Source organism: Streptomyces solincola (assembly GCF_002982015.1).
GTDB lineage: Bacteria > Actinomycetota > Actinomycetes > Streptomycetales > Streptomycetaceae > Streptomyces > Streptomyces solincola.
The window spans coordinates 1-13,160 of sequence record NZ_PVLV01000196.1; the positions used below are offsets into that span (position 1 = coordinate 1).

Genomic DNA, 13,160 nt, shown 5'->3' on the forward strand with positions numbered 1-13,160 from the left:
CCCTCTTCGACCAGCTCTCCACGGCTGCCGCAGCTCGCCCGGCGCGCGCCAGAGGTGCGCTTCACCCGTTCGGCGGTGTCGCCGGGCGAGCTGCGGCAGCCGTGGAGAGCTGGTCGAAGAGGGCCGTGGCGGGGTGAGGTGGCACACAAAGAGCGGGCGTGCCCGGCGTGGCGTCGTTAAGCTCGCGAGCATGCAGGTGACCCAGTCGACGAAGCTCGCCAACGTCTGTTACGAGATCCGGGGGCCGGTCCTGGACGAGGCGATGCGGCTGGAGGCGGCCGGCCATCGCATCCTGAAGCTGAACACCGGCAACCCGGCGGCGTTCGGCTTCGACTGCCCGCCGGCGATCCTGGAGGACATGCTCCGCAACCTCGGCGGCTCGCACGGCTACGGCGACGCCAAGGGACTGCTGTCGGCGCGCCGAGCGGTGATGAGCCACTACGAGACCAAGGGCATCCCGCTGTCGGTGGAGGACGTCTACCTGGGCAACGGCGTCTCCGAGCTGATCCAGATGGCCATGCAGGCGCTACTGGACGACGGTGACGAGGTCCTCGTGCCGGCGCCGGACTATCCGCTGTGGACGGCGGCGGTGTCGCTCTCGGGCGGCACGGCGGTGCACTACCGGTGCGACGAGCAGGCCGACTGGATGCCGGATCTCGCCGACATCGAGCGCAAGGTCACCGACCGCACCAAGGCGATCGTCATCATCAACCCGAACAACCCGACGGGTGCGGTGTACGACGACGAGATGCTGCGCGGGCTGACCGGGATCGCGCGCCGGCACGGCCTGGTGGTCTGCTCGGACGAGATCTACGACAAGATCCTCTACGACGGGGCCACGCACACCCCCACCGCCGCGATCGCGCCCGACCTGATGGTGCTGACGTTCAACGGGATGTCGAAGAACTACCGGGTGGCCGGCTACCGCAGCGGCTGGATGGCGGTGTGCGGGCCGAAGGCGCACGCCTCCTCGTACATCGAGGGCCTGACGATCCTGGCCAACATGCGGCTGTGCGCCAACATGCCCGCCCAGCACGCCATCGCCGCCGCCCTTCAGGGCCGGCAGTCCGTCGAGGCGCTGGTGAAGCCCGGCGGGCGGCTGCTGGAGCAGCGGAACGCGGCGTACGAGCTGCTGGTGGACATCCCCGGTGTGACCTGCGTGAAGCCGAAGGGGGCGCTGTACCTCTTCCCGCGCCTGGACCCGTCGGTCTACAAGATCAAGGACGACCGGCAGATGGTGCTGGACCTGCTGCGGGCCGAGAAGATCATGGTGGTGCACGGCACCGGCTTCAACTGGCACGAGCCGGACCACTTCCGGATCGTCACCCTGCCGGGCGTCGCCGACCTCACCGCCGCGGTGACCCGGATCGGGCGCTTCCTGGACGGGTACGGCCAGCACTGAGCCGAGCCCGGGCCCTGGCCCGGACCCGGGCGGGAGTCCGTACACCGAACGGGCTCAACTTTAGACAGATTCCAATGTAGGATGGTCTCCTGTTCACGAGCAGGAGGCCGTCCCCATGTACGAACCGATCCGCACCAAGTCGGTCCACCGGATGGCCGACGACACGACCGCGTATCCGCACCGCACCCGCGACGAGGAACTGCGCATCCAGCTCGCCGGCCACCTCTCCGCGCTGCTCGCCGTGACCGACGAGCTGGGCGACGAGCCCGCCGCCGAGCGCATCGCCGAGCAGGTGGCGAAGTTGCGCGGGGCGCCGCCGGCCCGGCACGCCGGGCTCTCCGGCGCAGCCCCGGCCGAGCTGCACCGCCGGGCGCACGCGCTCGCCGGCCGCGCCCTGGTGGTCGCCGCCTCCCGCGCCGACACCGCCGCCGCGATCCTCTCCGCCGAGCGGATGGACGCGCACACCGCCGCACTGGAGGCAGGCGCTCTCGACGAGCGCCGCCCGGTCGGCGCCCACTGACGGCCCCGGTCCAGCGACCGGGGAGGCCGCGGACCGGGCGCCACTCACCTCACCCGACCACGGGAGCGCATTGCGGCCCCCGGAGCCTGAGGGGGCTTCGGGGGCCGTTCCGCGTGCCGAGCCGTCCGTGATCCACAGGTCAGGGCGGTTGTGGCCGTCTCGGCACGCGGGGTCTGCGGGGGCGGTGACCGACCGCCCGGCGGCGGGTCAGCCCAGGCGGGCCACCAGCGCGCGGTACTCGTCCCACATCTCCTTCGGGGTGTGGTCGCCGAAGGTGTTGAGGTGCTCGGGCACCAGCGCCGCCTCCTCGCGCCAGACCTCGGCGTCCACCTTCAGCAGGTAGTCGAGGTCCTCCTCCGGCAGGTCCAGGCCCTCGGTGTCCAGCGAGCCCTTGGCCGGCAGCACGCCGATCGCGGTCTCCACGCCCTCGGCCCTGCCTTCCAGGCGCTCCACGATCCACTTCAGCACGCGGCTGTTCTCGCCGAAGCCCGGCCAGACGAACTCCCCGGCCTCGTTCTTGCGGAACCAGTTGACGTAGTAGATCTTCGGCAGCTTGGCCTGGTCCTTGTCCTTGGCCACGTCGACCCAGTGCTGCATGTAGTCGCCCATGTTGTAGCCGCAGAACGGCAGCATGGCGAACGGGTCGCGGCGCAGCTCGCCGACCTTGCCCTCGGCGGCGGCGGTCTTCTCGGAGGCCACGTTGGCGCCGAGGAAGACGCCGTGCTGCCAGTCGAAGGACTCGGTGACCAGCGGGACGGCGGTGGCGCGGCGGCCGCCGAAGAGGATGGCCGAGATCGGCACGCCCTTGGGGTCCTCCCACTCCGGCGCGATGATCGGGCACTGGGACGCCGGCACGGTGAAGCGGGCGTTGGGGTGGGCCGCCGGGGTCTGCGACTGCGGGGTCCAGTCGTTGCCCTTCCAGTCCGTCAGACGGGCGGGCGCCTCCTCGGTCATGCCCTCCCACCACACGTCGCCGTCGTCGGTGAGCGCGACGTTGGTGAAGACCGCGTTGCCCCACAGGGTCTTCATGGCGTTGGCGTTGGTGTGCTCGCCGGTGCCGGGGGCGACGCCGAAGAAGCCGGCCTCCGGGTTGATCGCGTACAGCCGGCCGTCCTCGCCGAACCGCATCCAGGCGATGTCGTCGCCAATGGTCTCCACCGTCCAGCCGGAGATGGTGGGCTCCAGCATGGCGAGGTTGGTCTTGCCGCAGGCCGACGGGAAGGCGGCCGCCACGTACTTCGACTCACCGCGGGGCGGGGTCAGCTTGAGGATGAGCATGTGCTCGGCCAGCCAGCCCTCGTCGCGGGCCATCACCGAGGCGATGCGCAGGGCGTAGCACTTCTTGCCGAGCAGCGCGTTGCCGCCGTAGCCGGAGCCGTACGACCAGATCTCCCGGCTCTCCGGGAAGTGCGAGATGTACTTGGTGGAGTTGCACGGCCAGGGCACGTCCTGCTCGCCCGGGGCCAGCGGCGCGCCCAGGGTGTGCACGGCCTTGACGAAGAAGCCGTCCTCGCCCAGCTCGTCCAGGACCGGCTGCCCCATCCGGGTCATGGTGCGCATGGCGACGGCCACGTACGCGGAGTCGGTGATCTCGACGCCGATCGCGGACAGCGGCGAGCCGAGCGGGCCCATGCAGAAGGGCACGACGTACATGGTGCGGCCCTTCATGGAGCCGCGGAAGACGCCCTTCTCGCCCTGGAAGACCTCGCGCATCTCGGCGGGGGCCTTCCAGTGGTTGGTCGGACCGGCGTCCTCCTCCTTCTCGGAGCAGATGAAGGTGCGGTCCTCCACCCGGGCCACGTCCGACGGGTCGGAGGCGGCGTAGTACGAGTTGGGGCGCAGCGTCGGGTCGAGCTTGCGGAAGGTGCCCTTGGCGACGAGCTCCTCGGCGAGGCGCTCGTACTCGGCCTCCGAGCCGTCGCACCAGACGACCCGGTCCGGCTGGGTCAGTGCCGCGATCTCGTCGACCCAGGAGACCAGCTCCCGGTGCCGGGTGGGGACAGAGGCGGGAGCCGCGTTATCGCGCGCCACGATTGCTCCTTGATGAGGGGTGTCGAGTGTGTCTGCCCCGTGGGGGCTGCGACCCGGATGCTGTACGTCAGTTTCCCGTTGGCGCTCATCCGGTGCCGACTGCTCTCATCTGATCATCCGATGGAGACGCCCATATGTCCAGGGGGCCTCTCACGTGAGCATTGCCACTCATATTGCTGTGCTCCGCCGCGTTTTCCTTCGTTCTTGCGGCTCTACCGGCGGTGACGCGCATGATCCGGCGATCGGGCGAGCCCCGTCCCCCGACCGGCGTGACCTCGGCCACCTGAGGGCGCTCTCCCTACGCCCCCGTAGGTAGCATTTCCGGCATGACTGCCGCCGCGTCCGAGGTGACCGCCGTGTCCGAGGTGACCGCCGTGTCCGAGGTGACCGAGATAGACCCGCCGCCGGTGAAGCCCAGGCTGCGGGGCTGGCTGCACGCCGGGATGTTCCCGGCCGTACTGGTCGCCGGCATCGTGCTGACCGCCTTCGCCGACTCCACCCGCGGCCGGATCGCCTGCGGGATCTACGTCCTGACGGCCTGCCTGCTGTTCGGCGTCAGCGCGCTGTACCACCGCGGCAGTTGGGGGCCGCGCGCCACCGCCGTGCTGCGCCGGCTGGACCACGCCAACATCTTCCTGATCATCGCCGGCACCTACACCCCGCTCACCCTGCTGCTCCTGCCGGATTCCACCGGACGGTCGCTGCTGTGGGCGGTGTGGGCGGCCGCGGCGGCCGGGATCGCCTTCCGGGTGTTCTGGGTCGGCGCCCCGCGCTGGCTGTACACCCCGTGCTACATCGCGATGGGCTGGGCCGCGGTGTTCTTCCTGCCCGACTTCATGCGCGAGGGCGGCATCGCCGTCCTGGTGCTGGTGGTCGTCGGCGGCCTGCTCTACAGCGCGGGCGGAGTGGTCTACGGGATCAAGCGGCCCAACCCCTCACCCCACTGGTTCGGCTTCCACGAGGTGTTCCACTCCCTCACCCTGGCCGCCTTCGTCGTCCACTACGTCGGCATCTCGCTGGTGGCCTACCAGCACGCCTGACCGGTCAGCCGGCGGCGGACGGCGCCCCGTCGAACACCTCCTTCACCAGCCGCCGGGTGGCCTGCTGGAACGGCGCCGCCATGGAGAGCGCGGCGTCGTCGACGTAGTTCAGCGCGGCGGTCAGGGTCCGCCCGCCGCCCGGGGTGCTGTACATCAGCGCCGCGTGGCCGCCCATGCCGCCGTTGTGGGTGAGGACGGTGGAGCCGCCCTCCGTCTGCTGCACCATCAGGCCCAGCCCGTAGCCCGCGTCGGGGTGCGGCGCGCACATCTCGGCCAGCAGGCGGGCCGGCAGCAGCCGGCCGCCCGCCAGCGCGGAGACGAAGGTGTGCAGGTCCCGGGGCGTGGAGATCATGTCCCCGCCGGTGGAGACCCAGGACGGGTCCTGCCGGGTGACGTCGACGACGACCTGCCGCCCGTCCTCCTCGTAGCGGTAGCCGGCCCGGCTGTGCGGCGCGGGGACCTCCGGGTCGTTCTCCGGCAGCAGGGTGCCGGACAGCCCGAGCGGCGCCAGGATCAGCCGCCGGGTCTCCTCGGCCAGCGAGCGGCCGGTGACCTGCTCGACCAGCAGCCGCAGCAGCACGTAGTTGGTGTTGGCGTAGCTCCAGCCCGTCCCCGGCTCGAACCGCGCCGGCTTCGACAGCGCCAGCCTGACCAGCTCCTGCGGACGGTAGGCGGTGAACCGGCCCTCCACCCACTCGCGGCCCGCGATGGTGGAGGGGATGCCCGGCGCCACCGTCCCGTCCTCGTAGAACTCGCCGGTGAAGTTGAAGACCCCGCTGGTGTGCTGGAGCAGCATCCGCACCGTGATCCTCGGGTCGAGCCCGTAGCCGGGCAGCAGCCCCGCCGCCGGATCGTCCAGGGCGAACGCCCCCTCGGCCACCAGGCCCAGCACCACCACGGCGGCGAAGGTCTTGGTGTTGCTGCCGATCCGGACGTACGGGTTGGCCGGCGGCCGCTCCGTCCCGCCCGGCTCGCGCGCCCCGGCGGTGGCGATCCACTCGCCGCGCTCGTCGTTCACGTGCAGTGCCACCCCGGTGAAGCCGGAGTCGGCCATCTCCTCGATGATCTTCCGCAGCTCCGGGCGGTCCTGGTCGCTGGTCATGTCGGTGTCTCCTGTCGTGGGTGCGGGCGTCCTACAGGCTGCGGGCGGTGATGTCGCCGTAGGAGGTGGTGGCGTGGATCTCCAGCCCGACCGCGTCGCCGGTGTTGCGCAGCGCGTTGCCGACGCGCCCGTAGGCGGTGCCGGCGTCCAGCGTCGCGGAGACCCCGCGGGCGGCGCCGACGGTGATGTCACCGTGCTGGGTGCGCAGCCGGACCGCGCCCCCGACGGCCTCGGCGATCACCAGGTCGCCCTTCTGGGTGCTGATCTCCGCGGGGCCGCCGAGCCGGCCCACCGAGACGTCCCCGGCCTGGAGGGTCAGCCGGGCGCCGGCGGTCTCGTCGAGCTTGACGGTGGCCTGGGCGGCCTCCAGGGCCACCTCGCCGAGCCGGCCGACGCCGCGGAACTCGGCCAGGGCCGCCTTCGCCTCGACGCGGGACCCGGCGGGGAGCCGGACGGTCACCTCGACGGAGCCGGTGGAGCCGAGGATCCGGTTCTCGGCGGGCGGGGCGGTGATCCGCAGCTCGCCGTCGGCGAAGACCACCTCGGTCCGCTCGGCGGCCTTCACGTCGCGGCCCTCGGCGGCGTCGGCGGGACGGATCTCGACCGTGGTGTCCGCCCGGTCGGCGGCGATGAACCGGATGTGCCCCGCGGGGATGTCGAGGACGGCGGAGACGGGGGCGGGGGTGGGGTACGTGTGCATGGCGCGCTCCTTCGAAGCGGTGTCGCGTGCTGTTTCCGACAACAGAAACGCTACGTTGCCTTCACAGATTCAGCAATGCACTTGTTGCACCGATGCTTGATACGCCCAGCTCAAATGCCATTATTCATTGCAATGGAAGAGCTTCCAACGCAACGTCAGCGACGGCGGTCGATGCAATCGGTGGGAAGTGAACGCTATGGTGGTGGCACTGACGGACCACGAAGGAGACCTTGATGCCGGGAGGCAGGCTCACCCAGCAGGAACGCCGGCAGATCGCGGTGGGACTGGCCGACGGGCTCGCCTACGCGGAGATCGCCCGCGGCCTGGAGCGTCCGACCTCGACCGTCACCCGCGAGGTCATGCGCAACGGCGGCCCCACCGCCTACCGCGCCGACCTGGCCCACCGCGCCACCGAGCGCCGGGCCCACCGCCGCCGCAAGACGACGCCCGGCGGTCAGCCGGCGGCGCCGCTCGCCGACGGGCGCGACGCGGAGGCGGTACGCGAGTACGAGGAGACGTTCACCACCGTCTTCATGCAGTCGGGCCTGCCCAAGATGACGGCCCGGCTGCTGGCCGCCCTCTACACCACCGACTCCGGCAGCCTCACCGCCGCCGAGCTCACCGCGCGCCTCCAGGTCAGCCCGGCGTCCGTGTCCAAGGCGGTCGCCTTCCTGGAGAGCCAGACGCTCATCCGCCGCGAGCGCGACGACCGCCGCCGGGAGCGGTACGTGGTCGACGACGACGTGCTGTACCAGTCCACGATCGCCGGCGCGCGGTCCACCGCCCAGTTGGGCGAGGTCGCCCGGCAGGGCGTGGACGTCCTCGGCCCCGGCAGCCCGGCCGCCGAACGCCTGGAGAACATCGCCCGCTTCGTCGACTTCGTCTCCGAGAGCATCTTCCGCGCCGCCGACCAGGCCAGGGAGGTCCTGCACACCCGCGGGCACGGGCCGGCCCTGCGGCGCCTGCCGCCGGGCTACCGCCTCACCCGCAGGTCCCCCTTCCCGCAGGCGGCGCCGTCCCGGTCCGGGTCGAGCCGCAGCGGGTCGTCCTTGCCGTTGACCCTCAGCCGGCCGTAGTCGTGCGCGGCCAGCCACCCGCAGCGGGCGGCCGTGGTGGCCTTCACCTCGGCCGGGAAGGCGGTCGGGACGCACACCGCGGCCGAGCCGTAGTGCCGGTCGCAGCCGGCGACCCGGGGGCTGACCGGGGCCGAGTCCCGCTTCTTCTGCGCCTTCCTCGGCTGGGCGGCCAGGTCCCCGGCGAAGTCGTGGGCGTGCGCCGACCCCTCCGCCTTCGCGGCCATGGCGGCCGGACCGCCCAGGTGGACCCACTTCGCCACCGACGGCACGCCGTTCGCGTCCACCGCGAAGAGCATGTACCAGCCGGGCGGGGCGAGGTTGGGGTTGGCGGTGACGTTGAGGTCCACCGTACGGTCGTCCACCACGCTCAGCGGCAGGTCCACGAACCGCTGGTTGGGGTCGGAGGAGTGGGTGACGGCCGCCGGGCGGATCAGCTCCGCCTTGGCGATCGGCCGGTCCACGGTGATCCGCTGGGTGTCGCCGTAGTTCCACCTCCCGTCGATCACCGAGGTGATCGCGGGCCGGGGCCCCTTGAAGAGGTACGGCGGGGTGTAGACCGACACGTCGTGGTTGTAGGTGCCGTTGCCCGGGTTGTCGCCGACCGCCATCACCCGCCCGTCCGGCAGCAGGAATGCCGAGGAGTGGTAGCCGCGCGGCACCGGGTCGGCGGCCATCCCGGCCTGGTAGGTGTCGGTGGCCGGGTCGAACATCGACGCCTCGAAGACCGGGTCGGCCCGGTCGTGCATCCCGCCGCCGGTCTCCAGCACCTTGCCGTCCGGCAGCAGCACCGCCGAGACGTACATCTTGCCCTCGTCGCCGGTCTGCGGGCGCTTGCCCTGCCCCTGGTCCACCTGGCCCTGCGGGATCGGCGGACCCGCGGTGTACGCGGGGCTGGGCTGCTTGAGGTCGATGATGTCGGTGAGCCGGTTGGCCACCGGGTTGGACTCGTTGTTGCCGCCGCCGACGGTCAGCACCCGCTGGTCCTGCGCGGGCGGCAGCAGCACGCTGGCCGACTCGTCGCGCTCGTCCTTCCTGCGCAGTCCGGGCACGTCGGTGACGGTGTTGGCGTCGTAGTCGTAGATCGACGCCCCGGTGCCGGGGGTGCCGTTGCCGAAGGTGTGGCTGCCGGAGTAGAACAGCCGGCCGTCCTGCATCAGGATCATCGACGGGTACAGCCCCCAGTACGACCAGGTCTGGTTGACCTGGTCGATCGGGAGCCAGCGGTTCTGGGCGGCGGAGAACTTCTCGGCCGTCACGTTGCCGGTGGAGTCCTGCTTCAGCCCGCCGAAGGAGATGACGTCGCCGTTGCCGAGGACGGTCGCCGACGGGTACCAGTGGCCCTCGGCCATGTCGTTGGTCTTCGTGTACGTCTCGGTCGCCGGGTCGAAGGTGTAGGAGTCCTTCAGCCCCTGGTAGCCGATGGAGCCGTCCGCCGACGGATAGCCCTTGTTGCCGCTCATGATGAGCACCCGGCCGTCGGAGAGCTGGACGTGCCCGGAGCAGAACATGTCCACCGGGGTGGGGATCGTCTTGAAGGCGCCCTCGGCCGGGTCGTAGACGGCCGAGGTGAAGGTGCCGGCGGCGAACTGCGCCGGATCGTTGCCCGAGCCGGCGATCAGCAGCACCTTGCCGTTGTGCAGCACCACCGAGTGCATCGACCGCACCGGGTTCTTCATGGCCAGGACCTGCCAGGAGCCCTTGGCGCACTGCGCGGCGGTGCCGGTGCACATGGCCGGCGGCGGGGCGGTGGCCACCTCCTCCATGGCGTAGTCGTCGGTGGTGACCGAGCCGGTGCCGAACACCGAGACGCCCCAGGCGATCCGGTCGGTGCCCGGCGGCACCGCCGGGGTGCGCACCTCGGCCCGGGTGTAGACGGCCGCCATGTCGAGGGTCTTCAGGTCGGTCCAGTACTGCCAGCCGGCCGTGGTGTCGTGCCGGAACAGGGTGAGCGAGGTGTCCGGGGTGGTCGACTTGTACCAGAGCGACAGGTCGTACTGGCGGCCCGAGGCCACCGTCGGGGCGCAGGCGGCGGACTCGGTGACCAGCGCCTTGCGGTCGCCGTCCACCCGCCGGGTCAGCTCCACCTTCATGGCCTTGGTCCCGGTGCGGGCGTCGGCGGTGGTGGTGAAGGTGAAGTCGTTGTCGCCCCAGCCGGAGCGGGACCAGCAGGACGGCATGCCGGACCCGTCGGCGCCGGCCGTCTCGAAGCCGGGGTTCTTCACCAGGTTGGCGCCGGCGGTGGCGGGCTGCCCGCCGGCCAGCAGCAGCCCGCCGGCCAGGGCCGCGGCGGCCAGCAGGGCAGGCGCGCGCCGCCGTCGGCGCGAGGAGGTTCGTCGTCTCACCCGGGTGTCCTTTCGGTACGTGCCTCACCGGCCGTGCGGGGCCGGCGAGCCGTGCGGTCCGCGCCGCCCCGCGGCCGGCCCCGGCGCTCCCGGCGGGGCAGGTAGACCAGCGCCTCGGTGCCGGCGAACCGGAGCACGAAGGTGGTCAGCAGGGCGAGCGCGGTGGCGGGCAGCACCGTCAGGTGCAACTGCCCGACGAACAGGGCGATCAGCGGGATGCGCACCACCAGGTCGGCGTTGGCGAGGAGCGCGAAGCGGCCCGCCCGGTCGGCGAAGTGGCGGTGGCGGCGCCGGTCGCGGAAGAGCAGCACCTCGATGAGGAGGAAGTTCCAGGCGACGCCGAACTGGTTGGCGGCGACCTCGGCGGGCAGGTAGTGCAGCCCGGCGGCGGTCAGCGCCCACAGCGCGGCGAGGTTGGGGACGAAGCCGGTCAGCCCGATCAGTCCGAAGGCGACCATCCGGGCGAGCGGCGCGGCGGTGCGCAGCTCGACCAGGTGGCGCAGGAAGCGCATGCCCTCGCGGGCGGTGGACTTGGACTCGCCGGCGTAGCGGTCCTGGAAGACGAACGGGGCCTCGGCGACCGTCTCGGGGCGGCAGCGCACGGCCAGTTCGAGCAGGATCTTGTAGCCGAGCGGCTTGAGCTCGTCACCGGTGACGGCGTCGGCGACGGCCGAGCGCCGGATGGCGAAGAAGCCGCTCATCGGGTCGCTGACGGACTTCAGCGCGCGCGGGAAGAGGCCCTTGGCCAGCCAGGTGGCGGCGCGGGAGACGGCCACCCGGTAGCCGCCGGCGAGGCCGGCGCGGCTGCCGCCGGGCAGGTAGCGGCTGGCCACCACCAGTTCCGCGCCGGTGCGTTCGCCGGTGGCGACGAGTTCGGGCACCAGGTGCGGCGGGTGCTGGAGGTCGCCGTCCATGACGACGACCCAGTCGGCGGTGGCGGCGGCGAGGCCGGCGACCACCGCGCCGCCCAGGCCGCCGTCGGGGCTCTCGCGGTGCAGTGCGGTGACCGGGAAGGGGCAGTCGCGGGCGGCGTCGGCGATGACGGCCGGGGTGTCGTCGGTGGAGTCGTCGACGAACAGCACCTCGCAGGGGAGCCGGGCGGGCACCGACTCGGCGATGCGGCGCAGCAGTTCGCGGACGTTGGCCGACTCGTTGAAGGTCGGGATGACCAGGGTGACGGCGGCCGGCTCGGCCGGCCCGGCGGGGTGCGGCCGTTCACCGGTCAGCGGCTGGTGCGGCGTACCGGCTCCGGAGGGCGGCTGGTCCGGCGTACGGGCTCCGGGCAGGATGTGCTGCCCGGGCTCGGCGGGATGGGTGGTCAACGGGCCTCCGCTCCGTCGGTGGTGCGCGTCTTGCGGATCTCGATGCGGTCCTCGCCTTCGCCGAAGACGGCGACCGGCGCCGAGTGGGTCAGGGCGTCGCGGACGGTGGGCAGGTCGCGGGCGTCGCGGCGCACGGTCGGGGAGGCGACGACGTAGTCGACGTCCCGCCAGCCTCCGGGCAGCGTCCTGGCGACGGCCGGGTCCAGGTCGGCCTTGTAGAACCAGATCGCGCCGAGCCCCGGTTCGTAGCCGGCGTGCACCAGGTCGAGCCAGAGCGCGTCGTCGGTGAGCACGCGGGTGGCGGCGGGGTCGGCCACGTTGGCGGCCATCCACCGGGCGGCCGCCCGGTAGGGGGCGTTGGCGTCGGCGGTCATGGCGGTGCGGTCGCCCTCGTACCAGCGCGGCACGACGTACACCAGCGCGGCGGCGGCCAGCAGCGCGGCGGCGGCCCGGCGCAGCGGGACGAGCCGGGGCAGCGGCCGGCCCTTGCGGAGCACCGCGTGGGCGACGGAGGCCGCGCCGCCGGCGAGCACCAGGGCGAGGAACGGCAGCGCCTGGATGACGTACATCGCGGGCAGATAGCCCGAGGGGCGCAGGGCGACGACGGTGAGCACGGCGAGCGCCAGCGCGGGCCCGGCCAGCGCCCGCGCGGTGACCGACCAGCGCAGGGTGCACAGCAGCAGGGCCGCGCCGGCCAGCCCGCCGAGCGGCAGCACCGTGTCGTAGTACAGCCAGGAGTCCAGCACCCCGTGCGAGCCGGTGCCCTCCTCCAGCAGGAAGCCGGAGCCGGGCCGGCTCATCTGGTAGGTGATGCCGTCCCACAGCGACACATGTCCCGCGCCCGGCCACAACTCGCCCTTGAGCAGGGCGAACAGCGGGTAGGAGAAGCCGATCAGCGCGCAGCCCGTGATCGCTCCGGTGACGGCGAACTTGCGGGTGTCGTGGTGGCTGTGCCGCCACATGGTGACCAGCAGCGCGGGCAGGACGACCAGCATCGTCTCCTTGGTGAGCACGGCGGTGGCGGCGGCGAGCCCGGCGCCGAAGTGGTGCCACAGGTGCCGGCTGGGCGAGGCGGCCAGGCAGAACGCCAGCAGCATCCACGTCACGGCGAGGTTGTCGAGGAAGATCTCCCGCTGGAGGACGACGGAGAGCGGGGAGAGCCCGAACAGCGCCATGGCCAGTCCGGCGGCCCAGCGCGGCAGCCACAGCCGGCGCGCCAGCACATACAGCAGCACCGCGCTGACCGCGCTGACCAGCAGCATCGCGAGCCGCATCCCGGCCACCGTCATCGACTCGGGCGCGATCAGGGAGGGCACCCAGGTGAGGACGGCGATCTGCATCCAGCCGAGCGGCGGATGGTCGTACCAGTACGTGTAGTGGGCCAGGCCCTCGCCCTGCTGGATGGCCCACGCCTGCGCGAGGTACGTGCCCTCGTCGTCACTCAGCGTCGGATAGTTCTGGATGTTCCACCCCTGCACCAGCACGATCGCCGCCAGGACCAGCAGGCAGAGCACCAGGTCGGGGCGGGAGGAGCGGAAGCGGACGGCGGGCCGGACGGTGACCCGGCGCTTGTCGGGCCGGGCGGGCGGCGCGGCCAGCGGCGGCGGGACGAGGGTGGCGGTGGC

Annotated in this window: 10 protein-coding genes; 4 read left to right on the forward strand and 6 right to left on the reverse strand. The window is 72.3% G+C overall.

Features of this window, described 5'->3' with window-relative positions; all coding sequences use genetic code 11:
* Positions 1-190: 190 nt before the first annotated feature.
* A complete protein-coding gene (locus tag C6N75_RS14190; RefSeq protein ID WP_105869254.1) occupies positions 191-1,402 on the forward strand; it encodes a pyridoxal phosphate-dependent aminotransferase in 1,212 nt (403 codons plus the stop codon).
* A 115-nt stretch (positions 1,403-1,517) separates the two neighbouring features.
* Positions 1,518-1,922: an SCO4983 family protein gene (locus C6N75_RS14195; protein WP_105869255.1), complete on the forward strand. Its 405-nt coding sequence runs from the start codon at positions 1,518-1,520 to the stop codon at positions 1,920-1,922.
* Positions 1,923-2,129: 207 nt separating this feature from the next.
* Here the strand turns inward: C6N75_RS14195 and C6N75_RS14200 are convergent, their stop codons facing one another.
* The gene (locus C6N75_RS14200) at positions 2,130-3,953 is read right to left on the reverse strand and encodes a phosphoenolpyruvate carboxykinase (GTP) (RefSeq protein ID WP_105869256.1); all 1,824 of its coding nucleotides are present in this window, start codon (positions 3,951-3,953) and stop codon (positions 2,130-2,132) included.
* A gap of 326 nt (positions 3,954-4,279) precedes the next feature.
* On the opposite strand from C6N75_RS14200, the gene trhA reads away from it, so the two are divergent.
* Positions 4,280-4,993 (forward strand): PAQR family membrane homeostasis protein TrhA, encoded by a 714-nt coding sequence (gene trhA / locus C6N75_RS14205; RefSeq protein ID WP_181160469.1) that lies wholly within the window; start codon positions 4,280-4,282, stop codon positions 4,991-4,993.
* A gap of 4 nt (positions 4,994-4,997) precedes the next feature.
* Here trhA and C6N75_RS14210 read toward each other — a convergent pair whose 3' ends face one another.
* Positions 4,998-6,095 (reverse strand): serine hydrolase domain-containing protein, encoded by a 1,098-nt coding sequence (locus C6N75_RS14210; protein WP_105869257.1) that lies wholly within the window; start codon positions 6,093-6,095, stop codon positions 4,998-5,000.
* Positions 6,096-6,126: 31 nt separating this feature from the next.
* Positions 6,127-6,795, reverse strand: a complete 669-nt coding sequence (locus C6N75_RS14215; RefSeq protein ID WP_105869258.1) for a DUF4097 family beta strand repeat-containing protein — start codon at positions 6,793-6,795, stop codon at positions 6,127-6,129.
* Between the two features lie 233 nt (positions 6,796-7,028).
* Between C6N75_RS14215 and C6N75_RS14220 the strand changes: the two genes are divergently transcribed.
* Positions 7,029-7,871, forward strand: coding sequence for a GbsR/MarR family transcriptional regulator (locus C6N75_RS14220; protein ID WP_105869259.1), 843 nt, complete (start codon positions 7,029-7,031; stop codon positions 7,869-7,871).
* Here C6N75_RS14220 and C6N75_RS14225 read toward each other — a convergent pair.
* The 3 genes from C6N75_RS14225 to C6N75_RS14235 all read right to left on the reverse strand — a co-directional run.
* On the reverse strand, positions 7,769-10,150 hold the full coding sequence (locus C6N75_RS14225; protein ID WP_105869262.1) for a glyoxal oxidase: 2,382 nt from the start codon (positions 10,148-10,150) through the stop codon (positions 7,769-7,771). The genes C6N75_RS14220 and C6N75_RS14225 overlap by 103 nt on opposite strands.
* A 59-nt stretch (positions 10,151-10,209) precedes the next feature.
* On the reverse strand, positions 10,210-11,439 hold the full coding sequence (locus C6N75_RS14230; protein WP_105869261.1) for a glycosyltransferase: 1,230 nt from the start codon (positions 11,437-11,439) through the stop codon (positions 10,210-10,212).
* A 92-nt stretch (positions 11,440-11,531) separates the two neighbouring features.
* On the reverse strand, positions 11,532-13,160 hold a 1,629-nt coding region (locus C6N75_RS14235), incomplete at its 5' end, for an ArnT family glycosyltransferase (RefSeq protein WP_407703218.1).